General features: G+C 60.7%; 25 protein-coding genes. 23 read left to right on the top strand and 2 right to left on the bottom strand.

Annotated elements, in window-relative coordinates; all coding sequences use genetic code 11:
- The first annotated feature begins 41 nt into the window (after nt 1-41).
- The 17 genes from ACP7CJ_RS06135 (at nt 42) to hypE (ending at nt 14,416) form a co-directional block, all read left to right on the top strand.
- The gene (locus ACP7CJ_RS06135) at nt 42-1,097 is read left to right on the top strand and encodes a HoxN/HupN/NixA family nickel/cobalt transporter (RefSeq protein ID WP_426099840.1); all 1,056 of its coding nucleotides are present in this window, start codon (nt 42-44) and stop codon (nt 1,095-1,097) included.
- Between the two features lie 436 nt (nt 1,098-1,533).
- On the top strand, nt 1,534-2,634 hold the full coding sequence (locus ACP7CJ_RS06130) for a hydrogenase small subunit (RefSeq protein ID WP_426099839.1): 1,101 nt from the start codon (nt 1,534-1,536) through the stop codon (nt 2,632-2,634).
- A gap of 6 nt (nt 2,635-2,640) precedes the next feature.
- On the top strand, nt 2,641-4,497 hold the full coding sequence (locus ACP7CJ_RS06125; protein WP_247404769.1) for a nickel-dependent hydrogenase large subunit: 1,857 nt from the start codon (nt 2,641-2,643) through the stop codon (nt 4,495-4,497).
- Between the two features lie 61 nt (nt 4,498-4,558).
- Complete coding sequence (gene cybH / locus ACP7CJ_RS06120; protein WP_426099838.1) at nt 4,559-5,242, top strand: Ni/Fe-hydrogenase, b-type cytochrome subunit; 684 nt, start codon at nt 4,559-4,561, stop codon at nt 5,240-5,242.
- Between the two features lie 20 nt (nt 5,243-5,262).
- Nucleotides 5,263-5,898 (top strand): HyaD/HybD family hydrogenase maturation endopeptidase, encoded by a 636-nt coding sequence (locus tag ACP7CJ_RS06115; protein ID WP_276193102.1) that lies wholly within the window; start codon nt 5,263-5,265, stop codon nt 5,896-5,898.
- Between the two features lies 1 nt (nt 5,899).
- On the top strand, nt 5,900-6,274 hold the full coding sequence (locus tag ACP7CJ_RS06110; RefSeq protein WP_426099837.1) for a HypC/HybG/HupF family hydrogenase formation chaperone: 375 nt from the start codon (nt 5,900-5,902) through the stop codon (nt 6,272-6,274).
- Nucleotides 6,271-6,753, top strand: coding sequence for a hydrogenase (locus ACP7CJ_RS06105; protein WP_426099836.1), 483 nt, complete (start codon nt 6,271-6,273; stop codon nt 6,751-6,753). Before ACP7CJ_RS06110 ends, ACP7CJ_RS06105 begins: the two co-directional genes overlap by 4 nt.
- The gene (locus ACP7CJ_RS06100; protein WP_426099835.1) at nt 6,750-7,643 is read left to right on the top strand and encodes a hydrogenase expression/formation protein; all 894 of its coding nucleotides are present in this window, start codon (nt 6,750-6,752) and stop codon (nt 7,641-7,643) included. The genes ACP7CJ_RS06105 and ACP7CJ_RS06100 overlap by 4 nt, the downstream gene beginning before the upstream one ends.
- Before the next feature lie 7 nt (nt 7,644-7,650).
- Nucleotides 7,651-7,881, top strand: coding sequence for a rubredoxin (locus tag ACP7CJ_RS06095; RefSeq protein ID WP_247408575.1), 231 nt, complete (start codon nt 7,651-7,653; stop codon nt 7,879-7,881).
- Nucleotides 7,868-8,383, top strand: a complete 516-nt coding sequence (gene hybE, locus ACP7CJ_RS06090; RefSeq protein ID WP_426099834.1) for a [NiFe]-hydrogenase assembly chaperone HybE — start codon at nt 7,868-7,870, stop codon at nt 8,381-8,383. Before ACP7CJ_RS06095 ends, hybE begins: the two co-directional genes overlap by 14 nt.
- On the top strand, nt 8,380-9,462 hold the full coding sequence (locus ACP7CJ_RS06085) for a HoxV (RefSeq protein ID WP_426099833.1): 1,083 nt from the start codon (nt 8,380-8,382) through the stop codon (nt 9,460-9,462). Before hybE ends, ACP7CJ_RS06085 begins: the two co-directional genes overlap by 4 nt.
- Nucleotides 9,455-9,802 (top strand): hydrogenase maturation nickel metallochaperone HypA, encoded by a 348-nt coding sequence (locus ACP7CJ_RS06080; protein WP_426099832.1) that lies wholly within the window; start codon nt 9,455-9,457, stop codon nt 9,800-9,802. The genes ACP7CJ_RS06085 and ACP7CJ_RS06080 overlap by 8 nt, the downstream gene beginning before the upstream one ends.
- A 23-nt stretch (nt 9,803-9,825) precedes the next feature.
- Nucleotides 9,826-10,839: a hydrogenase nickel incorporation protein HypB gene (hypB, locus tag ACP7CJ_RS06075; RefSeq protein ID WP_426099831.1), complete on the top strand. Its 1,014-nt coding sequence runs from the start codon at nt 9,826-9,828 to the stop codon at nt 10,837-10,839.
- Entirely contained in the window at nt 10,832-11,995 is a 1,164-nt protein-coding gene (locus ACP7CJ_RS06070; protein ID WP_426099830.1) for a carbamoyltransferase HypF, read from the top strand. The genes hypB and ACP7CJ_RS06070 overlap by 8 nt, the downstream gene beginning before the upstream one ends.
- Nucleotides 11,986-12,219 (top strand): HypC/HybG/HupF family hydrogenase formation chaperone, encoded by a 234-nt coding sequence (locus ACP7CJ_RS06065; RefSeq protein ID WP_276193094.1) that lies wholly within the window; start codon nt 11,986-11,988, stop codon nt 12,217-12,219. The genes ACP7CJ_RS06070 and ACP7CJ_RS06065 overlap by 10 nt, the downstream gene beginning before the upstream one ends.
- Nucleotides 12,216-13,352: a hydrogenase formation protein HypD gene (hypD, locus tag ACP7CJ_RS06060; RefSeq protein WP_276193093.1), complete on the top strand. Its 1,137-nt coding sequence runs from the start codon at nt 12,216-12,218 to the stop codon at nt 13,350-13,352. The genes ACP7CJ_RS06065 and hypD overlap by 4 nt, the downstream gene beginning before the upstream one ends.
- Nucleotides 13,349-14,416, top strand: a complete 1,068-nt coding sequence (gene hypE, locus ACP7CJ_RS06055; protein WP_426099829.1) for a hydrogenase expression/formation protein HypE — start codon at nt 13,349-13,351, stop codon at nt 14,414-14,416. Before hypD ends, hypE begins: the two co-directional genes overlap by 4 nt.
- Nucleotides 14,417-14,597: 181 nt before the next feature.
- Here the strand turns inward: hypE and ACP7CJ_RS06050 are convergent, their stop codons facing one another.
- Complete coding sequence (locus ACP7CJ_RS06050; RefSeq protein ID WP_276193091.1) at nt 14,598-15,503, bottom strand: LysR family transcriptional regulator; 906 nt, start codon at nt 15,501-15,503, stop codon at nt 14,598-14,600.
- 97 nt (nt 15,504-15,600) lie between these two features.
- Between ACP7CJ_RS06050 and ACP7CJ_RS06045 the strand changes: the two genes are divergently transcribed.
- From ACP7CJ_RS06045 to ACP7CJ_RS06035, 3 genes are all read left to right on the top strand, one after another.
- Nucleotides 15,601-16,386, top strand: coding sequence for an SDR family NAD(P)-dependent oxidoreductase (locus ACP7CJ_RS06045; protein WP_426099828.1), 786 nt, complete (start codon nt 15,601-15,603; stop codon nt 16,384-16,386).
- 275 nt (nt 16,387-16,661) lie between these two features.
- Nucleotides 16,662-18,062 carry an aspartate aminotransferase family protein gene (locus ACP7CJ_RS06040; RefSeq protein ID WP_426099827.1) on the top strand — a complete coding sequence of 467 codons (1,401 nt, stop codon included), beginning with the start codon at nt 16,662-16,664 and terminating at the stop codon, nt 18,060-18,062.
- A 70-nt stretch (nt 18,063-18,132) separates the two neighbouring features.
- Nucleotides 18,133-19,500 carry a glutamine synthetase family protein gene (locus tag ACP7CJ_RS06035; RefSeq protein WP_426099826.1) on the top strand — a complete coding sequence of 456 codons (1,368 nt, stop codon included), beginning with the start codon at nt 18,133-18,135 and terminating at the stop codon, nt 19,498-19,500.
- Between the two features lie 384 nt (nt 19,501-19,884).
- On the opposite strand, the gene ACP7CJ_RS06030 is transcribed toward ACP7CJ_RS06035, so the two are convergent.
- The gene (locus ACP7CJ_RS06030; RefSeq protein WP_024075600.1) at nt 19,885-20,799 is read right to left on the bottom strand and encodes a LysR substrate-binding domain-containing protein; all 915 of its coding nucleotides are present in this window, start codon (nt 20,797-20,799) and stop codon (nt 19,885-19,887) included.
- A 268-nt stretch (nt 20,800-21,067) separates the two neighbouring features.
- Between ACP7CJ_RS06030 and ACP7CJ_RS06025 the strand changes: the two genes are divergently transcribed.
- From ACP7CJ_RS06025 to ACP7CJ_RS06015, 3 genes are all read left to right on the top strand, one after another.
- Nucleotides 21,068-22,090, top strand: coding sequence for a zinc-dependent alcohol dehydrogenase family protein (locus ACP7CJ_RS06025; protein ID WP_276193085.1), 1,023 nt, complete (start codon nt 21,068-21,070; stop codon nt 22,088-22,090).
- Between the two features lie 705 nt (nt 22,091-22,795).
- The gene (locus tag ACP7CJ_RS06020; RefSeq protein WP_276193084.1) at nt 22,796-24,232 is read left to right on the top strand and encodes a hypothetical protein; all 1,437 of its coding nucleotides are present in this window, start codon (nt 22,796-22,798) and stop codon (nt 24,230-24,232) included.
- Nucleotides 24,233-24,268: 36 nt separating this feature from the next.
- Nucleotides 24,269-25,675: a PLP-dependent aminotransferase family protein gene (locus ACP7CJ_RS06015; protein WP_426099825.1), complete on the top strand. Its 1,407-nt coding sequence runs from the start codon at nt 24,269-24,271 to the stop codon at nt 25,673-25,675.
- The last annotated feature ends 16 nt before the right edge of the window (nt 25,676-25,691 follow it).

Genomic DNA, 25,691 nt, shown 5'->3' with positions numbered 1-25,691 from the left:
TTTAGTTTCTTCATACTTGAACCCATCGTTCTGGAGTTCGCATGCCCTTGCATCCTGTTTCACCGGCTCCTGCGCCTATGACGTTCAAGCGTCGCGTCCTGGCGATTTTCGCCGGCCTGATCGCTGCCAACCTGCTGGCCTGGGCCTGGGCTTTCACGGCCTTCCATGACTACCCGTTGCTGCTGGGCACCGCTTTTCTGGCCTACAGTTTCGGCCTGCGCCATGCCGTGGATGCCGATCACATCGCCGCCATCGACAACGCGACCCGCAAGCTGATCCAGGAAGGCCGACAAACCGCGAGTGTCGGCCTGTTCTTCTCGCTCGGGCACAGCACCGTGGTGATCCTTGCCTCGCTCGGCATCGCCCTCACGGCCACGGCGTTCAAAAGTGAAATCGAAGCCTTTCACGGTATCGGCGGGCTGATTGGCACTTCGGTGTCTGCCGCGTTCCTGTTGCTGGTGGCGCTGATCAACCTGCTCATCCTGCGCTCGGTGTACCAGGCGTTTAACCGAGTACGCCGCGGCGAGCGAATCGGCGAACAAGAAATGAGCGCGATACTCACCGGCGGCGGCCCGATTGCTCGGCTATTGCGCCCGCTGTTCCGGCTGATCAGCCGTCCCTGGCACCTCTATCCGCTGGGCCTGCTGTTCGGCCTGGGTTTTGATACGGCCACTGAAATCGGCCTGCTGGGGATTGCGGCGGTGCAAGCCTCGCAGAGCCTGCCGATCTGGTCGATTCTGGTGTTCCCGGCGCTTTTCACGGCGGGCATGGCGCTGGTCGATACCGCCGACAGCGTGATGATGACCGGCGCTTACCACTGGGCACTGGTCAACCCGGCCCGCAAGCTCTATTACAACCTGACTATCACCTCCATGTCGGTGTTGGTGGCCTTGCTGGTGGGCGGGGTGGAGGTGCTCGGGCTGGTCGCTGCGCGTTGGGATCTGCACGGTGGCGTGTGGGACTTCATCACCGCGCTGACCGACAACTTCGGCATGATCGGCTACCTGATCGTCGGGATATTCATCCTGACCTGGACCGTTTCCGTGTTGTTCTACCGCTTCAAAGGCTACGACCGCCTGGACGTGACGCCCGCCTGAGCCTTCTCTTCCTTTCAATGGCTGGCGAGGTTCTCTCGCCAGTCACTTTCCCCGCCGGATACATAGTTTCCAGGCTGCATAAATAGTGGAAACAAACATTCCATTTCAGCTTTGTTACAGCGTGTATCGGTGCACTCGGTAAACAATAAAAAATTCTTTAAAAACATATGGATAAGTTAATTGGTAAGCAATTTATCCACGCCGCGGCGAAATGGCACAGGTCTTGTACTTACCAGATAACTGAACGTCATGGGTTATCCGCATGTTTCCAGCCGCCGTCGCAATCATGACCCAGGCTGCAGCCTCAACACCCCATAGAACTGATGGCCTTTGTAGCCGACGGCATGGCGCCTGATTCACCTGGTCAGGCACAGATTTCCAACACACCGAGTGCAGCCCCCGTTGAAGAACATTCGCGGGGAGGAGAAATAAAGTAATGGAAACGTTTTACGAGGTGATGCGCAGACAAGGCATCTCGCGCCGCAGCTTTCTCAAATTTTGTTCCTTGACCGCAACCTCGCTGGGCCTGGGCCCGGCATTCATGCCCAAAATCGCTTGGGCCATGGAGAACAAGCCGCGCACCCCCGTCCTCTGGCTGCATGGCCTGGAATGCACCTGCTGCTCGGAGTCATTCATCCGCTCCGCGCACCCGCTGGCCAAGGACGTGGTGCTGTCGATGATCTCCCTGGATTACGACGACACCTTGATGGCCGCCGCCGGGCATCAGGCCGAGGCGATCCTTGACGAGGTCATGACCAAGTACAAGGGTAACTACATCCTGGCCGTCGAAGGCAACCCGCCACTGAACCAGGACGGCATGAGTTGCATCATTGGTGGCAAGCCCTTCGTCGAGCAGTTGAAGCGTGTTGCACGCGATGCCAAGGCGATCATCTCCTGGGGTTCCTGCGCCAGTTGGGGCTGCGTACAGGCCGCCAAGCCCAACCCGACCCAGGCCGTACCGATTCATAAGGTCATCACCGACAAGCCGATCATCAAAGTGCCGGGCTGCCCGCCCATCGCCGAAGTCATGACCGGCGTGATCACCTACATGCTGACCTTCGACCGCATTCCTGAGCTGGACCGACAGGGCCGGCCGAAAATGTTCTACAGCCAGCGCATTCACGACAAGTGCTACCGCCGTCCGAACTTCGATGCCGGTCAGTTCGTCGAGTCCTGGGACGACGACGCCGCACGCAAGGGCTATTGCCTTTACAAAGTCGGCTGCAAAGGCCCGACCACCTACAACGCCTGCTCGACCGTGCGTTGGAACGGCGGCACCAGCTTTCCGATCCAGTCTGGCCATGGCTGCATCGGTTGCTCGGAGGAGGGGTTCTGGGACAAGGGCTCGTTCTATCAGCACCTGACCGGTATCAACCAGTTTGGTGTTGAAGCGAACGCCGATGAAATCGGCCTGGCTGCCGGCGTGACCGTAGGCGCAGCGATCACTGCCCACGCCGCCGTCACCGCCCTCAAACGCGCCAGTAACGGCAAGGCGCCCACTACCTCGCCCGACGCCCCAGCGACAAGACAGGAATAAGCACCAATGAGCACCTATTCGACTCAGGGTTTCGACCTCAACAACACAGGCCGTCGTATCGTTGTCGACCCTGTGACCCGTATCGAAGGCCACATGCGCGTCGAGGTTAACCTCGATGCCAACAACATTATCCGCAACGCCGTTTCCACCGGCACCATGTGGCGCGGCCTCGAAGTCATCCTCAAGGGCCGCGACCCGCGTGACGCCTGGGCATTCGTGGAGCGAATCTGCGGTGTCTGCACCGGTTGCCACGCGCTGGCCTCGGTGCGTTCGGTAGAGGACGCGCTGGGCATCCGCATCCCGCCGAACGCGCACTTGATTCGCGAGATGATGGCCAAGACGCTGCAAGTCCATGACCACGCCGTGCATTTCTATCACTTGCATGCACTGGACTGGGTGGACGTGGTGTCTGCGCTCAAGGCTGACCCTAAGCGCACCTCGGAACTGCAGCAGACTGTTTCGCCGGCTCACCCTTTGTCGTCGCCGGGTTATTTCCGCGACGTACAAAACCGCCTGAAGAAGTTCGTCGAAAGCGGGCAGCTCGGGCCGTTCATGAATGGCTATTGGGGCAACCCGGCGTACCAACTGCCGCCAGAAGCCAACCTGATGGCCGTGACCCATTACCTTGAAGCCCTCGACTTGCAGAAAGAGTGGGTGAAAATCCACACCATCTTCGGTGGCAAGAACCCGCACCCTAATTACCTGGTCGGCGGCGTGCCGTGCGCGATCAATATCGATGGCGATCTGGCCGCCGGTGCGCCGTTGAATATGGAACGCCTGAACTTCGTGCGTGCGCGCATCGATGAAGCGCTGACCTTTTGCCGCAACGTGTATGTGCCGGACGTGCTGGCCATTGGCACCATCTACAAGCAAAAAGGCTGGCTGCACGGTGGCGGTTTGTCGGCGACCAACGTGATGGACTACGGCACCTACGCCAAGGTCAATTACGACGACAGCACCAACCAATTGCCGGGCGGCGCAATCCTCAATGGCAACTGGGACGAAATCCTCCCCGTGGACCCTCGCGACCCCGAGCAAGTGCAGGAGTTCGTGACCCACTCCTGGTACAACTACCCGGACAACGACAAGGGCCTGCATCCGTGGGACGGCATCACCGAGCCGAACTACGAGCTGGGCGCGAAGACCAAGGGCACCCGTACCAACATCGAAGAAGTCGACGAAAGCGCCAAGTATTCGTGGGTCAAATCCCCGCGCTGGCGCGGCCATGCCATGGAAGTCGGGCCTTTGGCGCGTTACATCCTGGGCTATGCCCACGCCCTTAAAGGCAACCCGCATTGCCAACGGGTCAAGGAGCAACTGGAAGGTTCGCTGCGAGCCGTCAACCACGACTTGCCAAAAGCCCTGGGCCTGGCGGAAACCAACCTGAGTGCCAAACAACTGTTGCCAAGCACGATTGGCCGAACCCTGACCCGCGCCCTGGAAGCCGAGTACTGCGCAGAAATGATGGTCGACGACTGGAACGAGTTGATGACCAACATCCGCAACGGCGACCGCGCCACCGCCAACGTCGAAAAGTGGGACCCGTCCACCTGGCCTGCTGAAGCCAAAGGGGTCGGCATCGTTGCCGCGCCACGCGGCGCATTGGGCCACTGGATTCGGATCAAGGACGGCAAGATCGAGAACTACCAGTGCGTCGTGCCGAGCACCTGGAATGGCAGCCCGCGTGACGCCAAAGGCCAGATCGGGGCTTTCGAAGCCGCGCTGATGAACACGCCGGTGGCGATCCCCGATCAGCCTGTGGAAATCCTGCGCACGTTGCACTCCTTCGACCCGTGCATGGCCTGCGCCACCCACGTGATGAGCGAGGACGGCGCGGAGCTGAGCACAGTCAAGGTCAGTTGATCGCTTGTTCAACGCTGCAATTGGCAGGCGCTACGGCGCCTGCCCATCCAAAGGTGACGCTATGACCCAACCTACTCAAAGCCCCATCGACCAGCCGGAATACGTGTACGAGGCGCCCGTGCGCCTGTGGCACTGGATCAATGCCGCCTGCATTGTGGTGCTGGCCATCAGCGGCTACTTGATTGGCTCGCCGCTGGCGACCCAACCGGGTGAAGCCAGCGAGCATTTCGTGATGGGCTACATTCGCTTTGCGCATTTCAGCGCGGCCTATATTTTCACCATCGCCATGATCGGGCGCGCCTATTGGGCGCTGGTGGGCAATCACCACGCTCGCGAACTGTTCTCGGTGCCGCTGACCAGCAAGGCGTACTGGGCCGACATGAGCGCTTGGGTGCGCTACTACCTGTTTATCGGGCCTACTCCCAAACCGATGTTCGGCCACAACCCAATATCGCGTTTCGCGATGTTTTTCATCTTCTTGCTGACCTCACTGTTCATGATCCTGACCGGCTTCGCACTGTATGGCGAAGGCGCGCAAATGGGCTCATGGCAGGAACGCACCTTCGGTTGGGTACTGCCGCTGCTGGGGCAATCCAACAATGTGCATGTCCTGCATCACTTGGGCATGTGGGTGATTGTGCTATTCGTCATGTCCCACATCTATGCCGCCGTGCGCGAAGAAATCACCGGGCGCCTGAGCTTGGTTGGGTCAATGATTTCCGGCTACAAGACCTTTAAAAAATGACCACATTGGTAGAAACAGCCATGAGTCCTCTCCAACCGACACTGCCGCAGATCACTGTGCTGGGCATCGGCAATCTTTTGTGGGCCGACGAAGGCTTTGGCGTGCGTTGCGTCGAAGCCTTGCAACAACGTTATGAGTTCGCCGACAACGTGGCGCTGATCGATGGTGGCACTCAAGGCCTGTACTTGATCCAGCATGTTCAGCAAGCCGATTACCTGCTGATTTTCGACGCCGTGGACTACAACCTCACGCCTGGCGAACTGAAGTTCATCGCCGACGACGATGTCCCCAAATTCCTCGGCATCAAAAAGCTCAGCCTGCACCAGACCGGCTTTCAGGAAGTGCTGATGCTCGCGCAATTGACCGGACATTACCCGACACGGGTGCTGCTGATCGGTTGCCAGCCGGAAAACATGATGGACTACGGCGGCAGCTTGCGCGCCAGCGTCAGGGCCGCCATGGAAGGCGCGCTGGATGAGGCGCTGCGCGTGCTCGACAGTTGGGGCGCGGCGCCGCAAAAACGCGCTACGCCGCTCGCGGGCGAAGAGGCCGTGACACTGCCGCACCTTGAGCTGCAACGCTACGAAAACGAACGCCCGTCCGAACAGCAAGCCTGCCGGATCGGCGACGAACGCATCCTCGCCAGGCGCGCCTGATATGTGCATCGGATTGCCCATGCAAGTGATCGACGCCGAGTTGGGCTTTGCCCGCTGCCGCGACCGCAACGGTGAAGAACGGCGCATCGACCTCTCACTGGTCGGCCCGTGTGCGGTTGGCGACTGGCTGTTGATCTTTCTCGACGCTGCACGTGAGCGCCTCGACGCCCAACGCGCAGGTGAAATCGACTCAACCCTGCGCCTGCTCGAAGAGGCCTTGTTCGGCACGGCTCCGCAGCCAGACAGCGCGCCGGGTTTCAGCTTGCCCTCGGCAATGAGCGCCGGGCAACTGGCCGCCTTGCTCGGCCACGCATCGCCAACCCTTGAGCCTGCTGCGCTCACCCCACTTCAACAGTCAGTCAAGGACCCCACATGAGCGACTCCGCTGTTTTCATGGCGCCCATTCCCGCGACGCCCGCCATCCCTGCCTTGATCAGCCGGCTGGTGGAGCAATTCGACGCGACCTGGATCGACGCCGACAACCTCGACGCCTGGCTTGCCGAAGGGGGCGACTGCCTGTTGCTGCTGTGCGGTGACCCGGTACGCCATCCCGAATGCCTGGACGTGGCCGTGGTTTTGCCGGAACTGCGTGTGGAAATTGCGCGCCGCCACCACGTGACCCTGCGCCTGGGCGTGGTCAGTCGCGCCGATGAAGACGCCGTCGCCGCGCGCTTTGCCGTGCGCCGCTGGCCGTCGCTGGTCTGGCTGCGTGATGCCGGTTACGTCACCACCTTCAGCGGCATGCTCGACTGGGACGAATACCTGCGCCTGGCGGAAAGTGCCGTGAGCCAAAGCAATGCGCGCATCCCATTGCTGGCCGGTGCCCCGGTCAGCGCCTCCGGAGGTTGCCAATGAACCACGATGCCAATAACCGCGATGCGCAAAGCCACGCCGTGGAGTTCGATCCGCTGAACTACATCCCCGTGGTAGATATCGGCCCCGGCTCGCAACCTGACGATGAGGACGTGCTCGAATACATCAGCATGCCTCAGGGCATGTATACCCATAGCATTCCGGTGCTGCCCGAACCTGAAGAGCTTGCGGCGCTGCCCGGCGCTCGGCAAGCATTGCAACAGCTGCTGCAATGCCTGCGCGACTGCAATAACGGCCTGACCACGCAAAGCGTCGACCTCAGTGGCCTGGAAATCGGCGACCGCAAGCTGCTCGACCAATTGCTAGGCGAAGGTGAAGTCAGCGCGATCATTGCCGCGCAGCCGTCGTTGCGCATCCAGGAATCGATCTTCGCCGGCGTTTGGCGCATCTACGGCCAGGGCTACGATCACGTCGAGGTGGGCGCGGCGCCCACACAACTGCGCGGCAATGCTCGCGCTGCGGCCCGGCCAGCGGATTTCGACTTGTCGTCCCCGTTGCCGCTCGGCGTCATGAACGCCCCGGCGATCCTGACCGAAGTCCAAGACCGCAGCCAACACTGGCAACCCGGCGATCAGGTGCATGTCATCAACCTGACCTTACTGCCGTTGTCCGAACAAGACATCGCCTTCCTCGACACCTATCTGCCCGCCGGTCCCGTGCGCGCGTTGGCCCGTGGCTATGGCAATTGCCTGATCAGCGCCACCCGGATCCAGAACTGCTGGCGCATCACGTACTTCAACTCACAGGATGCGCAAATCCTCGACACCATCGAAATCACCGACCTGCCGGAAGTGATCTGCGCCGCCCCCGAAGACTTGGCCGACTCACTGGAGCGCTTCGAAGACGTTATCCAGTGGTTCGAAGGGCAGTGAGGCGAAAATGAACGAAAAAACCAGTTTCGAAGGCAGCTACGGCGGCGATAATGCTCGGATCAGCGACGCCACCCGCCTGGAATGCAAAATCTGCTGGTGGGTGTATGACCCGCGCGAAGGCGACCCGGTCTGGCAGATTGAGCCAGGCACGCCGTTCTCCGCATTGCCGGACCATTGGCGTTGCCCGAATTGCGATGGCGATGCTGAGCAGTTCATGGTGATCGATGAACCTGTCTGAGTGGCAAGACTGCCCGGCGCAACAGGCACGAACCCTGTGCGCGCACTTCCAGGGCATCGCCGATACACGCATGCGTGGGTTGCCGTTTCTCAATCAACAACTGGCGGTCGAGGCGGTAGGCTTTAGCGCGCAAATCGCTGGGGAAAACGCGGCAACCGGGGTGCTCGGCATTCTGATCACCCCTTGGTTCATGAACCTGATCTGGGTGCCGGAGAACACCGATACAATCCTGGCCCAGGGTGCGTCAGGGGAGCATCAATTTGGTGGCCAGTGCCTGAGCTTTATTGGCGCAGACGGTGAAGACATTGGTGGCTACGAGAGCTGTTCGCTGTTTTCACCGATGTTTGAATTCGCCGATCAGGACGCGGCCCGGCAAACCGCCGAGCAAGTGCTCGCGCTGTTGCAGGGGGCCCACCCTTTGCCACCCGAACAGCCACCGGAACGCCCGGCCATCAGCCGCCGTGGCTTGCTGTTCGGACGAGCGTCCGGGGACATGCAATGACCGCCACGGCAGCCTTGGCACGACTCGGCGGCTCATTGCGGGTGCGTCCCGGCCAACAGCCCGCCATTGTCGGCGGCCGCCCGGCGCTGGCCGCCACCTTGCTGCGCGGCCAGCCGCCACAGGCGGCCGCGCAACGCTTGCCCTTGCTCTATAGCCTGTGCGGGCAGGCACACCGTTTGACCGCAGAGCTGGCCGTCAACACCGCACTGCACGGTGAAACGCCCGTCGACCCAAACGCCCAGCGCATGCTGGAGGCCGAAACCCGCCGCGAGCATCTGCGGCGTATGCTGCTCGAATGGCCGCAGTTGTTGGGTAACCCGCCGGTGCGCCCCGATCTCAGCCAACTGCATGCCTGGGAGCACGCCCCGCAACAGGCGATGCAGGCCTGGCTGGGCGAGTCGGTGGTGCAATGGCTTGAGCAATGGGACGCCGAGCCGTTCAGCGCGCTCAATGACTGGAGCCAACGCCGCGCTCATTGGCTGGCGCAAGCCCTGACCGATAGCCGCGATGATGCCCACGCCCTGCAACTGCCGGTGCATGCCTTGTCACTGGCCGGCAACAGCCAAGCGCTGCACGCGGTGGCTGAACAATTGCGGCAGGCCAGCGATTTCGCGTTGCATCCGCTGGCCTTAGGTCTACCCTGTGAGACGGGCAGTTGGACCCGCGAGCGCGAGGCGGATCCACAACGCTACGCCAGCGTCTGGTTGCGCCTGGGTGCGCGTCTGGCCGAACTGGCGCGGCTCTCGCTGCCACAGCCCACTGGCTTGGCACTCGGCGCATTGGCGCTGGGGCCCAACGAGGCGTTGGCCTGGAGCGAAACCTCGCGCGGCCTGCTGCTGCACCGGGTCTGTCTGGAGCGGATGAATGCCAGTGTGTTGATCAGCGACTATCAGGTCATCGCGCCGACCGAATGGAACCTTCATCCCCAAGGCACGCTGGCCCAGGGCTTGGCGAAGCTGTCCGCCAGCGATCCGCGCACCCGACGTCGCGCTGAACTGTTGATGGCGGCCTTCGACCCGTGCATCGGCTTCACCCTCGAGCTTGAAGCAGCACCGAGCGAGGAGATTATTCATGCATGAAGTGAGTCTGGCGGGCGGCATTCTCAGCGCCGTCGAGGCGGCGGCCAGGCGCGATCCGTTTGTGCGGGTCAGCCGACTGCGCCTGGAAGCCGGCAAGCTGGCTGGCGTTGAAATCGAGGCGCTGCGTTTTGCCCTTGAAGCACTGGCGCCAGGCACCTTGCTGGGCGGTGCGCAAATCGATATTGAACAACCCCCGGGCCAGGCCTGGTGCCTGGATTGCGCCATTAGCGTGCCGCTGACCGAGCGTGGCGCCGGCTGCCCGCAGTGCGGCGGTTTCTGGCTGCAACCTACCGGCGGTACTGAACTGCGCATCCTCGACCTGCAGGTCGAGGATCATTAATCGTTTGATTTTGGAGGTACACCATGTGCGTCGTCTGCGGTTGCGGAACCGGGCATTCACACGACAAGACCGAAGCGCCAGCCACCGATAGCGATGTGCGCGTCGACGCTACCGGCGACCTGCATTACGGCGCGGGTGAGGCGCGGGTTTCAGTGCCCGGCATGAGCCAGGCCCGCACCATCCGCCTGGAGCAAGACATACTCGGCGAAAACGACCGGCACGCCGCGCGCAACCGGGAAAACTTCACCGCCCACGGCGTACTGGCCCTCAACTTGGTGTCCAGCCCCGGTTCCGGCAAGACCACGCTGCTGTGCAGCACCCTCATGGCCCTGCGCCAGCGCCGCGCCGACTTGCCGCTGGCGGTGATCGAGGGCGATCAGCAAACCCGTCATGACGCCGAGCGCATCCGCGAAACCGGCGTGCCCGCGATCCAGATCAACACCGGCAAAGGCTGCCACCTCGACGCCCGGATGATCACCGAAGCCTACAGCCGCCTGCCGCTGCATGACGCGCTGCATGCAGCCGGTCACGCGCATCAGTCGCCTGTGCATAGCCACGTTGATCAGCAGCCTCACGCCCACGTTCATACTCAACAGCATCAACACAGCCACCGCGCCCATGACGCCAGCGAACCGGCCGGCATTCTGTTCATCGAGAACGTCGGCAATCTGGTCTGCCCCGCGCTATGGGATTTGGGCGAGGCGGGCAAAGTGGCGATCCTGTCGGTGACCGAGGGCGAAGACAAACCCCTCAAGTACCCGGACATGTTCGCCGCCGCGCGCCTGATGATCCTCAACAAGATCGACCTGTTGCCGCACCTGGATTTCGACGTGCAGCGCTGCCTGGACTACGCGCGGCAGGTCAACCCGCAGATCCAGATCATCCAGCTCAGCGCCCGCGACGGTACCGGGCTGGATGCCTGGCTCGACTGGTTGCTGGCCGGTGCCCCCGAGGTTGACCGACGCGCCGCGCGCATCGCCGAGCTGGAAGCTGAACTGGCCCGCCTCAAAGGTCAGACGGAGGCCCCGCATGCGTAGCGAAAAACTGCCCGGCGCGCAGGTCTGGCCGCCGGTGCTGGCCTGTGGCGCGTGGCTGAAGAACACCGCCTGCCTGGTGCAGGGCGATCAGGTGCTGTGGTCGCCGCTGCACGGTGACTTGGGCGACCCGCAAAGCTGCCTGGACCTGACGGCGTCGCTGGACGCTCTGTTGGCGTGCGCTGAAATCACGCCGCAGGCCATCGCCCACGACCTGCACCCGGATTTCTATAGCTCGCAACTGGCGGTGACGCTGGCGGAACAACTCAACGTGCCCGCCGTGGCGGTGCAGCATCACCACGCGCACATTGCCGCGTTGATGGCCGAACATGGCCTCGACGGCCCGGTACTCGGGCTGGCGCTGGATGGCGTCGGCCTTGGCAGCGATGGCGCGGCCTGGGGCGGCGAGTTGCTCTGGGTGGCCAGCGATGCCTGGCGCCGGCTCGGCTATCTATTGCCACTGCCGCTGCCCGGTGGCGATGTGGCCGCCCGCGAACCCTGGCGCTTGGCCGCTGCGGCGTTGCACCTGCTGGGGCGCGAGGATGAAATCCTCAGCCGTCTCGGGCCGCTGGTCGGCCAACAAAGCGCCAACACGGTCGCGCAGATGCTCGCGCGCACTCTCAACTGCCCGCCGAGTAGCGGTGCCGGACGCTGGTTCGATGCCGCTGCCGGGATTCTCGGCATCAGCGTGCGTCAACAATTTGAGGCCGAAGCGGCCATTGCCCTGGAGCGCCTGGCCGCTGAATACCTGGCAACCCATGCCGAGCCCGCCATCGACGGCCTGTGGCAGATCCGTCCTGACGGCGTGCTCGATCTGCTACCGCTGCTGACCCGTCTGTTCGAGCTCGCCGACGGCGCACGCAGCGCGGAGGGCGCGGCGCTGTTTCACCTGACGCTGGCCGCCGCGCTCGCCGACTGGATCGAGCGCCAATCCACCACGCTGCCGGTGCTGCTCGGGGGCGGTTGCTTTGCCAATCGCCTGCTCAGTGCCCGGCTCACGCAACGATTGACCGCCAAGGGCTTAGCGGTTTTCAGCGCGCAGGCCGTGTCTTGCGGCGATGCTGGGCTGGCCCTGGGTCAAGCCTGGGTTGCCGCGCACTGGCGCGACCCGCAGCGCCAACCCGCCTTGCCATTGGAGGAGTCTCAAGCATGTGCCTAGCCATTCCCGCACGCGTCATCGAGTTACGCGACGGCGGTAACGCCCTCGTCGACTTGGGGGGTATCCGCAAGGAAATCTCCCTCGCGCTGGTGCCGCAAGCCAAGCTCGACGACTACGTGATCGTCCACGTCGGGTACGCCCTTGGTTTGATCGACCCGCAAGAAGCCCTGCGGACCCTGGAAATGTTCGAAGAGCTGGACCGCCTGCAACCGGAAGCCCTATGAAGTACATCGATGAATACCGCGACGGCGAACTGGCGCAACGCATTGCCGAGCGTATCCGCAACGAAGTCCAGCCTGAACGCCAATACCGCTTCATGGAGTTCTGTGGCGGCCACACCCATGCGATATCGCGTTACGGCGTGAGCGATTTGCTGCCCGCCAATGTGCGCATGATCCATGGCCCCGGCTGCCCGGTGTGCGTCTTGCCGATTGGGCGTATCGACCTGGCGGTGAAGCTGGCGCTGGAGGACGGAGCGATCCTCTGCAGCTACGGCGATACCCTGCGCGTGCCGGCGTCCGGTGGCCTCTCGCTGCTGCGCGCCAAGGCACAAGGCGCGGATATCCGCATGATCTACTCGCCCAGCGATGCGCTGAAAATCGCCGAGGCCAACCCCGAGCGTGAAGTGGTGTTCCTGGCCATTGGTTTCGAAACCACCACGCCGCCGACCGCGCTGGTGATCCGCGACGCCGCCGCTCGCGGCCTGAAAAACTTCAGCGTCTTGTGCTGCCATGTACTGACCCCGGCGGCCATCGAGCATATTCTTGCCGCTCCCGGGCAAGATGCGGCGGCGGTAGAACTGGACGGCTTTGTCGGCCCGGCGCATGTGAGCATCATCATTGGCTCCGAACCCTACGCCGAGTTCGCCCGCCAATACCGCAAGCCGGTGGTGATTGCCGGTTTCGAGCCGCTGGATGTCATACAGGCGATTTTGATGCTGGTGCGTCAGGTCAACGAAGGGCGTGCCGAGGTCGAAAACGAATTCGTCCGCGCCGTGGGCCGCAATGGCAACAGCGCCGCCCTGACATTGATGGACGAAATCTTCGAACTGCGTGAGAGCTTTGAATGGCGCGGGCTTGGCGAGGTGCCGTTCAGCGCCTTGCGCATTCGCGCGGAATTCGCCGCCTTCGATGCAGAAAAACGCTTCGACCTGCATTACCGCGCCGTGGCCGATAACAAAGCCTGCGAATGCGGGCCGATCCTGCGCGGCCAGAAAAAGCCCACGGACTGCCGCCTGTTCGGCAGCGTATGCACCCCGGAAAACCCCATGGGTTCGTGCATGGTCTCCAACGAAGGCGCCTGCGCCGCTCACTATGCCTACGGGCGCTATAAAGACATCGAGGTTGTTGCAGTATGACCGGCCGCTCTCCCGTAAAACGCGGTTATGTACGCCCCCTCAATTTTCGCGACGGCGTGGTCGATATGGGCCACGGTGCTGGCGGTCGTGCGTCGGCGCAACTGATTGAAGAGCTGTTCGTTGCTGCGTTCGACAACCCGTGGTTGCGCCAGGGCAACGATGGCGCCGCCTTCAGCGTCGAACTCAAACCCGGCGAACGCATGGTCATGGCCACCGACGCGCACGTGGTGTCGCCGCTGTTTTTCCCCGGTGGCGACATTGGCAGTTTGTCCGTGCATGGCACCCTCAACGACGTCGCCATGGGCGGCGCACGGCCGCTTTATCTCTCAGCCAGCTTCATCATCGAGGAAGGCTTTGCCCTGGCCGACCTCAAGCGCATCGTCGAATCGATGGGCCGCGCCTCCCGTGATGCCGGGGTGCCGATCATCACCGGCGACACCAAAGTCGTGGAACGCGGCAGTGGCGACGGCGTATTCATCAGCACCACCGGCATTGGCATTATCCCCAATGGGGTCGACACCGGCGGGCATCGCGCACGTCCCGGCGATGCGATCCTGGTGTCCGGCAGCATCGGCGAACACGGCGTGGCGATCATGTCCAAGCGAGAGGGGCTTGAGTTCGAAACCGAAATCCTCTCAGACAGTGCGGCACTGCATGGCTTAGTGGCGCAGATGCTCGCGGTCGCTCCCGACCTGCGCGTACTGCGCGACCCGACCCGAGGCGGTTTGGCGACCACGCTGAACGAAATTGCCGGTCAATCCGGCGTCGGCATGCTGTTGGACGAAGCGGCGATTATTGTTCAGCCACAGGTCGAAGCCGCTTGCGAACTGTTGGGCCTGGACCCGCTGTACATCGCCAACGAGGGCAAGCTCATCGCAATCTGCGCCGAAGAAGACGCCCAGCCGCTGCTCGACTGCATGCGCCGCAACCCTTTGGGCGAACATGCGGTACGTATCGGCACGGTGCTTGAAGACGCGCACGGTTTTGTGCAGATGCAGACCCGATTCGGCGGGCGTAGGGTGGTGGACTGGTTGTCGGGTGAACAATTGCCGAGAATTTGCTGAGCCCTTGAGACCTTGAGTCAGCAACGAACGGCGGCAACTGGAGGATGCCGCCATGCGGTGCAAGGCAGAACCTTGGGTTGATCTCGAGGACGATACCTGCGATGCGTGAGAGGTTGATGGGGCGCGTCATGCCAGAGGAGGCCGTTGGTGGCCACTAACCCCCCCCTAAATTGTTTACCTCTCAAGTACGACGAGGCTCGCCCTCGGCAATTTCGCGCATCAGACTCAGGTAACGACGCGCTCCCAGCCCCAGAGGTCGGTTCTTTACCCAAATGATGTCGACCCATAACCGCATCTGACTTGGCATGTTGTCAAACACCACCTCCGTCAATGCGCCCGAAGTGAGTAGCGGTTGTACCAGCGGCTGTGGAAGATAAGCCCAGCCCAATCCTTGCTGCACCAGATCCAGCGTTGCCAGATAACTGTCGCTGAGCCAAATCCGCCGCGACAGCACAACACGTGGGTCAGAGTCTGTAGGTCCTCCAGTCGCAACTATGATCTGCCGAACGTCCACCAGTTGCTCTTCACCTAAAGGGCTTTTCTTGCCGGCGGCCGCAGGATGATCTGGAGAGGCAACTGCGACTAACAACTGGCTCCCCGCTTCAAGAAACGTCTCCCGCTCGTCAAGCCCTGGTCGTTCAAATCCAAGTGCCAATTGCACACGTCCTTCATGGAGCATGCGAATCGCCTCCGGATGGGACGCGGAGCGAATCTCGATTTCAAGCGTGGGAAACTCTTTGGCGATAATGGACAGCGGACGATTCCACACGCCTGTTTGTAGCTCCGGCGCCATCGCAAGGACCAAGCGCCCCTCCAACCCCTGATGAAGCTGGAGAGCATGCGCGTCCAGCAGGTTTAACTGGCTCGCGACCTGCCTTGCCTGGGGCTCAAGTGCTTTGGCGGCTGCGGTCGGAATGGCTTTGCGGGTTGATCGGTCAAAAAGCAACAGATCCAGCTCTGCTTCAAGCTGTGACACCGCCATGTTGATAGCGGAGGGAACCCGGCCTAACTTTCGGGCTGCGGCGGAAAAGGAGCCGCTGTCCACGACCGTAAGGAAAATTTTAAGTGACTCGCTGGTAAACGCCATCGTGGTTGTCAGATTTTCTGATAATGATCGTCTTTATTTATCAGATTAATTAGCCTAATTTCCACTCCTATTACAAATTAAGTACGTGGGGAACACCATGTTAAATACCGACTTGATGGGGCATGTGGCACTGGTCAGTGGTGCTGGAAGTGAAGCTGGCATTGGTATGGCGATCGCTCGCAGGCTAGGTGCATCTGGGGCGAAGTTGATCGTCACCGCCAGCAGCAGCCGCATCGCGGATCGGGTTAAAGAGCTACGCCTCGAAGGGTTTGAAGTTGAAGGTCGGCCAGCTGACCTCACCGATGAAAGCCAGGTGCGTGAATTCGGCCTCTGGGCAGAGTCAGTCTGGGGGCGGGTCGATATCCTGGTGAGTAACGCCGGTATGGCCATGCAAGGAAACCCTGAGGTTTTCTCGGAATTGGCAACTATGGAGCTGCATGAGTGGAATCTTTCACTGGCAAGAAACTTAACCACGGCTTTTCTTCTAACCCGAGCCGTTTTGCCAGGTATGCGGACGCGAAGTTACGGGCGCATTGTCAATATTAGTTCCACCACGGGCACCCGGGGGAGCAATCCGGGCGAAGCCGCTTATAGCGCCGCTAAGGCCGCGATGGTCGGTATGAACATGGGACTTGCACTTGAAGTCGCCAAGCAGGGGGTTACTGTAAACAGCGTGGCTCCCGGATGGATCACCACCGGTTCAACCACGCCCGTTGAAGCAGAGGCGGGGCGCTTCACCCCAATAGGGCGGGCGGGCAGCCCCCGCGAAGTGGCGGCGGCGGTTGCATTCCTGGCGTCGCCTGACGCCAGTTACATCACGGGTGAAGTCCTTGTGGTGGATGGCGGGAACTGTCTGGTCGAGAACAAAGCACCTCAAGCCTGATTTTAAATCACCTCGGTTTATCCTCTAAAGATGAGGGAGTTCAGCGGGATAAATTAATAATCCAAAGTAAGGTTTTCTGCGTTAACTGCAATATACCCGGGTATGAGTTAATCCACGCTAAAAATATTGATGGCGAGCGCCTGAGCTATAAGTTGTTGGGGCGCTGTTTCCTGCTATACGCAAACCGATAGGGGAATAAATGTGGCGATGGATTGTTTTCTATCTGGCTGGCGACGACTTTTAATCAATGTAATAGTTAATATAGGGTTTTGATCATGTCGAGAAGTGGAATTTCTGAATCAGCAATTGCTGCTTTTACTGCCTCCGAGCGTGCCCGTTTTATAGAAAACAACCCAACGTCAATGGCGCTGGCCCAGCGTGCCAAGGCGAATCTGTTCAACGGTGTTCCCATGCACTGGATGAGCGATTGGTCGATGCCGTCGCCGCTCTTCGTCCAGCGCGCCAAAGGCGCACGCTTCACCGATGTTGACGATCATGAGTACATTGACTTTTGCCTGGGCGACACCGGCACGATGTTTGGCCATTCACCCGATCCTATTGCCCGCGCCGTAGCCGAGCAGGCAAATAATGGCTTGACCACGATGCTGCCTGGCGAAGACGCGGTGCTCTGCGGCGAGTTGCTGGCTCAGCGATTTGGGCTGCCTTATTGGCAGGTCACCGCCAATGCTACTGACGCCAATCGTTATGTTCTGCGCTGGGCGCGAGCTATCACCCAACGCAATGTGTTGCTGGTGTTCGACGGCTGCTATCACGGCACGGTGGATGACGTGATGGTGCGGTACCGCGACGGCAAAACAGTGCATCGTTCGGGTCTTGTGGGCCAAGCCTACGACTTGACCCAATACAGTCGATCTATCCCCTTCAACTATGTCGCCGCACTGGAAGCTGCGTTAGCCCAGGGCGATGTGTGCGCGCTGATGTGCGAGCCGGCGATGACGAACATAGGCATGGTCCTGCCCGATCCGGGATTCATGCAAAAGTGCCGAGAGTTGACCCATAAATATGGCAGCCTGCTGATCATTGATGAGACCCACACTATTTCTACCGGCATCGGTGGATGCACTCGCCAATGGGATTTGAAACCCGACTTTTTCGTGGTGGGTAAACCCATCGCAGGTGGCGTGCCTTGCGCTGTGTTTGGCGTGACCGAGCACGTTGCGTTGGCCATGCAGCACGCGCAGGAGACCATCAGCGAAGAGAGCGACGGGCATGGCCACAGCGGTATGGGAACGACGCTGTCCGCCAACGCATTGGCGATGCGTTGCATGCGCGTCAGTCTTGAAGAGGTCATGACAGAGGCTGCCTACCAGCACATGCTGCCCCTGGCCTCAAGACTGGCGCAGGGATTTCGAGCGTTGTTCAAGCGGCACCAACTGAACTGGTCTGTCACCGAGTTGGGGGCTCGTTGTGAGTTTCAATTCTGTGCCACCTCGCCCAGAACCGGTGCGCAAGCCGAGGCGGCTTTTCATGACAGCCTTCAAATGGCGCTGCACCTGTATCTAATCAACCGCGGAATCCTGATCACGCCTTTTCACAACATGACCCTGTGCTGTCCACAGACAAGTGATGCCGATATCGACAGGCTAATCGGTGAGTTGGATAGCGCGCTGACCACACTGCTTGCCATCCCTGGAGCTCGGGTTATCCCTTCATAACCGGATGTGTGACGCTCCCGTTTTTCTCAAATACTGCCAAGTCGCTTGAATGAGCGCTAAGAGGTTTGACATGCAATTTGCTGATAAAAAAGAGGCCGAAGATTATCTGGCCGCCCACCCTGAAGTACTGAGCATCGAGTTGTTCCTTATCGACGCAAATGGTGTGCCACGGGGCAAACTGTTGCATCGCGACGAGTTACTGGCGATCTACGAGAATGGTCGGCCACTGCCGAGTTCCATTCTCGCCTTGACCGTGCAGGGTGAAGACGTCGACGAGACAGGCTTGGTCTGGGATGTCGCTGACGCCGACTGCTGGACCTACCCTTTACCGGGAAGCCTGACCTTGCAACCTTGGCGCACCCATCCCACCGGCCAAGTGCAGGTGAGCATGCACCCGACCCAAGGTATTCCTGCCGCACCGTCCGACCCGCGACATGTACTGGTGAACACCATCGAGCGGCTGAAAGCCGATGGATTCCATCCGGTAATGGCCGTTGAGTTGGAGTTTTACCTGCTGGACCAACAGCGCGACGTCAACGGTCGGCCGCAGCCTGCGTTGCAGACCAATGGTGTACGCCCTCATGCACCGCAGGTGTATGGCGTATACGAACTGGAGCAGCTTCAACCTTTTCTTGATGACCTCTACGCAGCGTGCGCGCTACAGGGTTTACCGGTACGAACGGCGATCTCCGAGTACGCTCCGGGCCAGGTCGAGTTGACGCTGGAGCATCGTTTCGACGCGCTCCAAGCCATCGATGAAGGCGTCCGTTACAAACGCTTGGTCAAAGGCGTGGCTAACAAGCATGGGCTGCAAGCGTGCTTCATGGCCAAGCCATTCAGCGATCAGGCCGGTAGCGGTATGCATTTGCACGTCAGCCTGGCCGACGAGCAGGGTCACAACTTGTATGCGAGCGAAGACCCACAGGGCACGCCGCTGTTGCGTCACTCCATTGGCGGGATGATGGCGACCTTGTTTGACTCGCTGGCGATATTTTGCCCCCATGCCAACTCATATCGCCGGTTCCAGACCGGTAGTTACGCACCGCTGGCCAAAAGCTGGGGCGTCAATAATCGAACGGTGTCGTTCCGCGTGCCCGGCGGCCCTGCGATAAGTCGGCACATCGAACACCGCATTTGCGGTGCCGATGCCAACCCCTATCTCGCCGCCGCCGCATTACTTGCGGGCATTCACCACGGCATCACTCATCAAAGCGATCCTGGCGCGGCGATTGTGGGCAATGGCTATGAACAGGCGACCGATTTTCTACCCACCGACTGGCTGACAGCGTTGCAGGCACTGGAGCGTTCCACCTGGGCACGCGAGGCGCTGGGCGCCGAATTCCTAAAGGTGTTCCTGGCGATCAAATGGCGCGAGTTCCGTCAATTCAATGCTGAAGTCGGAGAGCAGGACTGGCGCTGGTACCTCACCCACGCATGAGTGTTGGCCCGTCAGCATGCCTTGAGATGGACCGCTGAGGCACCGACTCCCGCTCGGCCGCCGTCGAAGCCAATAGGGTTGCGGACAATATACGGGTGGAAATCGCGCTGCAGGCGGCAGTCAAGACCCTAATTACATTACCTGACGGTGTGGCGGCTGATGCTTGCGCTCGGTTACCAGTTAACGAGAGATAAATTATGAAGAGCGCGCTCAAGTTTTATATCACGCAGATTAGTTGCCTCCAGCGACGAAACATCACCGCAAACCGGCCAGGCGAAATTGTTTGTCTGGTATTTGAACGCTGTCGAGCTGCTGGTCCACCTTTACTTGATGGGATTGGAATACTAAAAGGCCGCATGATTAGACCCGGCTGCCCGACGACGCCTAAAGACTCTCAGGGTCGCCAAAAAACATCTGAATCCGCGACCGCAACCAACGCTCACCCGGATCATTGTCCTGCGAGCCTCGCCATGCCATGTGCAACTCGAACGAGCGCACCGGCAGTGGGGGTTCCTCCGCGCGCAAGCCGCCCGCTGCCGTCAGGGCCTCGGCGGCATAGTCCGGCACGATGGCGACGATGTCGGTCCCCGCAAGCAGGGTGCCCAGGCCGTTGAACTGCGGCACGGCCAACACCACGTGGCGTTTGCGGTCGAGCTTTTCGAGTTCTTCGTCGATAAACCCACTCAAGTCCCCGGCGAACGACACCAACGCGTGAGGGCGGGCGCAGAAGTCGTCCAGGCTGAGGGCGCCGGGCACGCTGTCGGCGCGCAGCAGCTTCGGCAGGCTGCGACGCAGCACCTTACGCTTGGCGTTGGCCGGCAGGTCGGCGGTGTAGCTGACGCCGATGGAAATTTCGCCGGAGGCCAGCAGGCCCGGCATCAGAATGTAATTGACGCGGCGCACCACCAGCACAATGCCAGGGGCTTCGGCGCGCAGGCGTTTGAGCAATTGGGGGAGCAGGGCGAACTCGACGTCGTCCGACAGGCCGATGCGGAACACGGCGGTGCTGGTGGCTGGGTCGAATTCGGCGGCGCGGCTGACGGCGGTGGAAATCGAGTCCAGGGCCGGGGACAGCAGGGCGAAAATTTCTACGGCGCGGGCCGACGGCTCCATGCTGCGACCGGTGCGCACAAACAGCGGGTCATCGAAGAGACCGCGCAGGCGCGACAGCGCCGCGCTGATGGCCGGCTGGCCGAGGAACAATTTCTCGGCGGCACGGGTCACACTACGCTCATGCATCAAGGTTTCGAATACGATCAAGAGGTTAAGGTCGACACGACGCAGGTCGTTACGGTTCATCTTGTGTCCTGGATGAGTCTTTAAACTTGACGAGAGCGGCCACACAGGAACCCTGCGGGCTCCGTCTCGGAGCATGACCGGCATGAATCTTACGGGGAAAGGCTGGTACTCTGCACCGGCTAATTGAGTTTTCCTACGATAGTTGAGGTCTATTCCTCAGTCGCGGAATCAATGACAGACATGTCGACTATTAATGGCGACCTGTGGTCTTACCGGGAAAGCCCAGATAGAGTTCAGGGCAATAGAGGTTACTTTGACGAGGTTTGCGATGTCCCGCACGATCCGTTTTCACAAGTTTGGTCCGGCTGAGGTGCTCAAGTGCGAAGAGCATGCAGCCGCGCAGCCCGCACCGGGCGAAGTGCAGGTGCGTGTCGAGGCAATTGGCATCAGTTGGTACGACATTTTGTGGCGCCAGAACCTGGCGTCTTCCCACGCACGTTTGCCGTCCGGCCTTGGCCATGAGATGGCCGGGGTCGTTGTGGCCCTGGGCGACGGCGTGGATGACTTGGCAGTGGGCGATAAAGTCGCCAGCTTTCCCGCCGAGAGCCCCAATGATTACCCGGTGTATGGCGAACAGATCGTCTTGCCCCGTTCGGCGTTGACCCGTTATCCGGATGTCTTGAGCCCGATCGAAGCCAGCGTGCATTACACGCCACTGTTGATTGCGTATTTTGCGTATGTGGACTTGGCGCGGGTCAAACCCGGCCAGTTTGCCTTGGTGACCGACGCCAGCCACTGCGCCGGTCCATCCTTTGTACAACTGGGCAAGGCCTTGGGCGTGCGGGTGATCGCGGCGACCAAGGACAGCGCGGAGCGCGAGTACCTGCTGTCCCTTGGGGCGGAAAAGGTCATCGTCACCGAAGAGCAGGACCTGCTCATGCAAATTAACAAGTTCACCGACAACCGCGGCGTCGACGTGGTGTTCGATGGCCTGGGCGGCCCACAGATGTCGTTACTCGGCGATGTGTTGGCTCCGCGTGGCAGCCTGGTGCTGTATGGCTTGCAAGGTGGCAACCAGACGCCATTCCCGGCCTGTGCAGCGTTCCAGAAGAATATTCAGTTCTTTGTGCATTGCATCGGCAACTTCACCGGCAAACCGGAACTGGGCATCGTCCAGGACCAAGTGGCATTACAACGCGCGTTGCGCGATATCAACCAACTGACCGCCGATGGTGTGCTGATCCCGCTGAAAACCAGAGTGTTTCCATTCAGCCAGTTCGTCGAAGCGCACCGCTACATGGACGAATGCCCGTGCCGTGAGCGCGTCGCATTGCAGGTTGAGGCTGTTTGAGCTGTAGGAGTATTCGCAAATGAATACTCGGGCGTCTGAATGGATGGGGCAAATGCGCCATTTGTCAGGGCTTAACCCACGCAGGGTTTAAGCCCCCGTTTGGGCGCTAGGCCCCGCAAAATACGAGGTTTGCCCCCGATGCCGCGCTGAATTCCAGCGCGGCATCTGTGTGTGCGCGCAATTAACGGCTCGCCCAATTGCCATCTGAACTGGTTTCTTGCGGCGTTCTGTATCTGTTAATCATTATGCCATTGCCGATAATCGAGCCTTCACTGTCATCTCAAGGATTGAGCAATGATTGAATGTCTGATTTTTCGGCCTGATACGTATGAACTTAAATTATCGCGATGCATACCTGGGCGGCAGGGTGATGGCGTTGGGGTAGGTAATTCCAATTTATTGAAGTTGAATTCTTTAAGTTGGATCTTTCCTTTATGTCGGATGCGTCCTTAGTTTCTTGCTCAAGTCAGTGTAGGACGTTGTCGGAACGTTCCTAGGGTTGCCGGTGTGCCCTGGCGCAGGGGTCTCAAGGAGAGGCGGCGCGAAGGGTACACAATTGGCGTTCCCTGTCGATTTGTTACAGCGTGCTAAGGTTTATTTATCGTCACCCTTGAGCGGTGAACGACATTTCTACGCATCTAATGGGTCGAGCAAATAATCTCGGCAGTTACTTGAAACTGATATTTCAACTCAGGTAGTAGAACTATGAGCGCAACTCACGAACAAGCCATGAACTATGTTTACCAGCAAGTTCTGCAACGTTTGGTCGGGCACTTTACGCGCGCCGAACGTACCGCACTTCAATTATTGATCCAGCGAATTGTCGTCGCTGCCGGCGGCATGGAACAAGTAGGCGATTACAAAGTGTTGGTTGCCCATGGGGGCGGCGAGGTCAGCAGCTACACCCTGGCGCTGCTGCGTGCGGCGCAACTGACCATCGCCGGCCGTGCGCCCAGGACCTTTCACCTGCGCGTGGCGACTTTACGACATGTCGGCATGACCCAGGCCACGCTGGACAGCCTCCAGCGCGGCTATAGCACACTGTTTTTCCATGACGACCCGCGGGTTGAGTTGCTGATGGTGGAAAACCAGGAAGTGCAGCCGTTCAACCACCTGCGCGCGACCTCAAGTGCAGGCAGAGAGGTCAGTCAGCGCAATGTGTTGATGGTGGGGCACCTGACCTCCGGGGATATTCGTGCGACGCTGTGTACCGATACCTACCTGTCCCTGGGGGATTTCTACCAGCGTGTCAGCTCTTGGAGCGGTGGTGTGCATGCGCTGGTCAGCGGTGACTCGCCACGCAAGCAGAGCCAGTACCTGGCGTGGTTGAAAAGCGCGGCCCAAGCGGCCGGCATCAGCACTCCGCCCGGCAAACCGGCGTCGCTCACCGGGTTGTTCGCACGTATGGAGGAATGGAGTAACGGCTGTTATCAAAGCCTCTATGGCGAGCAATACGTTGCACATGAGAGCCCTGGCCGAGGAGGGCATCGCCATTTGGCCTACATCGGCATCGCCGACCTGTTTAACAACGTAGATGTTGCTTCGACCCCTCTGCTCACTGATTTCCTGAGCTATGTACCCGACCCATTTGGTTTTCAGTTCAGCCATCCTGCCTACCCCAGCCCGTTACTCATGGCTCACCTGCGGGGGTTGCAGGCCGAGTGCCTGCGCGAGCTGTCCTACGAGGACGGCGTGGCGGGTTTTATACGCCAGGCGATGGACTGCATGTGCCGCCAGCAAATTCCTGAACATCTGATCGCAGAGGCGGGCAGTGAGGACGGGCGCGCACTGTCGACTACCTACGCCCAAGCGTTCTTTGGCTTGGAGGAGGCCCCGTTGACCTGTCTGCTGTTTTCGCCCTTCATCCATCATGGTGAGCGGTTGGAGGGTTACCTGCGTGAATGCCATCCCGGCATGCTGGTGGCGCTCCCCGAGTTGCACAAGGCGCTCCAGGGCAAGCCGGCTGCCGAGATGCTGCACCAGTGGGCCATCGACACCAGCGGCTTGCCGCTGTCGTTGCTCCAGCACCTCTACCGCAAGCGCCCGCTGGAGGTTGAGCGTGGCGCCGACGCGCGCAAGCGCCGCGCCGCACGCCTGCTGACCAACGCCGAGGCGCGTGCGTTTCAGTTGTTCGGGCGCTAGTCGGGTGCGCCAGGATGTGTGTCCAGGTGGGCAGCCATGAACCTGCGAGGTGAACGGCAGGCGGATTTCGCCTATCAGGCGGTGTACCGTTACATGATCAACCTGATCAACGAAGTCAGCCTGGACATGCCCGTCAAACTGCCCTCTTTGCGCCAGCTTTCGACGCGCTTGAACGTGTCGATCTCGACGATTCAATACGCGTACTCGCTGCTGGAAAAGGAAGGACGGGTGTATTCGGTAGCCAAATCGGGCTATTTCGCCTGGCCCGTGGCAGCCAATCCGCAGATGGCGGCAGGTGCCGATCTGCTGGAGCGCTTGTACACGGCGGCGCGGCGGCCCGGAATGGTCGTACTCAGCGGTGATGAGCCGGCGCTGCTGGGTGCGCTCGACGGCGCATTGCTGATGCTCGAACGCCAACTGGTGCGCCGGCACCCACGTCAGTTGCAACCCTGGTCGCAGCCTTGCGGCGTGTGGGAGCTGCGCACGGCATTGGCGGCGCGTTACACCTCATCGCCGACCCGCTGCTGGCAGGCCGACGACGTCTATATCGGTGCTGATCTGCGCGGCGTATTGGAAATTCTCATTGATGTGCTGGGGCTCCGGGGCGCCACGGTGCTGGTCGAGTCTCCCTGCGACTGGCTAATACTGCGCCTATTGCAGGCTGTCGGCGTGCGCGTCATTGAGTTGCCCTGGCAGGTCGACGGCCGCCTGGACTTGGCGAGGTTCGAGCACCTGCTGCGCCATGAATCCGTTCACCTGGTGTTGCTGTCATCGCTGGTAGGCATGCCTTCGGGCAGCGCCATGCTCAACCATGAGCGCCTGCGGGTGGCGCAGTTGCTGGAAGAATATGGCTGCTGGCTGCTGGAGAATGACACCTTTGGCGAGTTGGGCTTTGCGCAGAACCATACGGCGCTGCGCAACCTGGTCAGCCCGGAACGGCTGATCGTGTTCTCGTCGTTCGAAAAAATACTCGGCCCGGAAGCGCCGTTCGGTTACGTGCTGTCACGCCACCTGAGCAGTGAACTGCAGCGCCAGTTCCTGCTGCGTTCATTTCGACTGTCGTCGATCCGCCAGCGCGCGATTGCCCACCTGTATCAAAGCGGGCGACTGGATCAATACCTGCAGACACTGCGCCAGCGCCTGCGCGAGCAGGCCGAAGCCATGAGCCAGCGCCTGGATCAGCGCCTGGCAGGGCGGGTGACTTACCGTATGCCGCTGGCCGGGGCGAGTTTCTGGCTGCACTCGTCGGCACCGGTGGACATGCGTCAGGTGTTCCAGCGCATGCTGGCGCAGCAGGTGGTGATTGCTCCGGGGGAGTTGTTCAGCCTCAGTGGCCTGCATCATCAGCAGCTACGGCTGAGCCACGTGTTCAACGGGCACCCGAACCTGGACGCCGCATTGGATGCGCTGGCGCAGGCCTTGCTGCAGGCGCAGACCTCCTAGCGTGTGAAAAATCTCT

This window comes from Pseudomonas sp. PSPC3-2 (assembly GCF_049897085.1).
GTDB classification, from domain to species: Bacteria; Pseudomonadota; Gammaproteobacteria; order Pseudomonadales; family Pseudomonadaceae; genus Aquipseudomonas; species Aquipseudomonas paraveronii.
The sequence above is the reverse complement of the archived record's forward strand: the minus strand, read 5'-3'. Positions and strand labels throughout refer to the sequence as shown.

What these genes read in the sequence shown, in the direction of transcription:
- ACP7CJ_RS06030 (WP_024075600.1), bottom strand. Translation starts at nt 20,799, where the DNA reads ATGAACCGTAACGACCTGCGTCGTGTCGACCTTAACCTCTTGATCGTA.
- ACP7CJ_RS06095 (WP_247408575.1), top strand. Translation starts at nt 7,651, where the DNA reads ATGAACGAAAAAACCAGTTTCGAAGGCAGCTACGGCGGCGATAATGCT.
- ACP7CJ_RS06100 (WP_426099835.1), top strand. Translation starts at nt 6,750, where the DNA reads ATGAACCACGATGCCAATAACCGCGATGCGCAAAGCCACGCCGTGGAG.
- ACP7CJ_RS06115 (WP_276193102.1), top strand. Translation starts at nt 5,263, where the DNA reads ATGAGTCCTCTCCAACCGACACTGCCGCAGATCACTGTGCTGGGCATC.
- ACP7CJ_RS06085 (WP_426099833.1), top strand. Translation starts at nt 8,380, where the DNA reads ATGACCGCCACGGCAGCCTTGGCACGACTCGGCGGCTCATTGCGGGTG.
- ACP7CJ_RS06045 (WP_426099828.1), top strand. Translation starts at nt 15,601, where the DNA reads ATGTTAAATACCGACTTGATGGGGCATGTGGCACTGGTCAGTGGTGCT.
- hypB (WP_426099831.1), top strand. Translation starts at nt 9,826, where the DNA reads ATGTGCGTCGTCTGCGGTTGCGGAACCGGGCATTCACACGACAAGACC.
- ACP7CJ_RS06130 (WP_426099839.1), top strand. Translation starts at nt 1,534, where the DNA reads ATGGAAACGTTTTACGAGGTGATGCGCAGACAAGGCATCTCGCGCCGC.
- ACP7CJ_RS06080 (WP_426099832.1), top strand. Translation starts at nt 9,455, where the DNA reads ATGCATGAAGTGAGTCTGGCGGGCGGCATTCTCAGCGCCGTCGAGGCG.
- ACP7CJ_RS06050 (WP_276193091.1), bottom strand. Translation starts at nt 15,503, where the DNA reads ATGGCGTTTACCAGCGAGTCACTTAAAATTTTCCTTACGGTCGTGGAC.
- ACP7CJ_RS06125 (WP_247404769.1), top strand. Translation starts at nt 2,641, where the DNA reads ATGAGCACCTATTCGACTCAGGGTTTCGACCTCAACAACACAGGCCGT.
- cybH (WP_426099838.1), top strand. Translation starts at nt 4,559, where the DNA reads ATGACCCAACCTACTCAAAGCCCCATCGACCAGCCGGAATACGTGTAC.
- ACP7CJ_RS06070 (WP_426099830.1), top strand. Translation starts at nt 10,832, where the DNA reads ATGCGTAGCGAAAAACTGCCCGGCGCGCAGGTCTGGCCGCCGGTGCTG.
- ACP7CJ_RS06020 (WP_276193084.1), top strand. Translation starts at nt 22,796, where the DNA reads ATGAGCGCAACTCACGAACAAGCCATGAACTATGTTTACCAGCAAGTT.
- ACP7CJ_RS06035 (WP_426099826.1), top strand. Translation starts at nt 18,133, where the DNA reads ATGCAATTTGCTGATAAAAAAGAGGCCGAAGATTATCTGGCCGCCCAC.
- ACP7CJ_RS06105 (WP_426099836.1), top strand. Translation starts at nt 6,271, where the DNA reads ATGAGCGACTCCGCTGTTTTCATGGCGCCCATTCCCGCGACGCCCGCC.
- hypE (WP_426099829.1), top strand. Translation starts at nt 13,349, where the DNA reads ATGACCGGCCGCTCTCCCGTAAAACGCGGTTATGTACGCCCCCTCAAT.
- ACP7CJ_RS06110 (WP_426099837.1), top strand. Translation starts at nt 5,900, where the DNA reads ATGTGCATCGGATTGCCCATGCAAGTGATCGACGCCGAGTTGGGCTTT.
- hypD (WP_276193093.1), top strand. Translation starts at nt 12,216, where the DNA reads ATGAAGTACATCGATGAATACCGCGACGGCGAACTGGCGCAACGCATT.
- ACP7CJ_RS06065 (WP_276193094.1), top strand. Translation starts at nt 11,986, where the DNA reads ATGTGCCTAGCCATTCCCGCACGCGTCATCGAGTTACGCGACGGCGGT.
- ACP7CJ_RS06040 (WP_426099827.1), top strand. Translation starts at nt 16,662, where the DNA reads ATGTCGAGAAGTGGAATTTCTGAATCAGCAATTGCTGCTTTTACTGCC.
- ACP7CJ_RS06135 (WP_426099840.1), top strand. Translation starts at nt 42, where the DNA reads ATGCCCTTGCATCCTGTTTCACCGGCTCCTGCGCCTATGACGTTCAAG.
- hybE (WP_426099834.1), top strand. Translation starts at nt 7,868, where the DNA reads ATGAACCTGTCTGAGTGGCAAGACTGCCCGGCGCAACAGGCACGAACC.
- ACP7CJ_RS06015 (WP_426099825.1), top strand. Translation starts at nt 24,269, where the DNA reads ATGAACCTGCGAGGTGAACGGCAGGCGGATTTCGCCTATCAGGCGGTG.
- ACP7CJ_RS06025 (WP_276193085.1), top strand. Translation starts at nt 21,068, where the DNA reads ATGTCCCGCACGATCCGTTTTCACAAGTTTGGTCCGGCTGAGGTGCTC.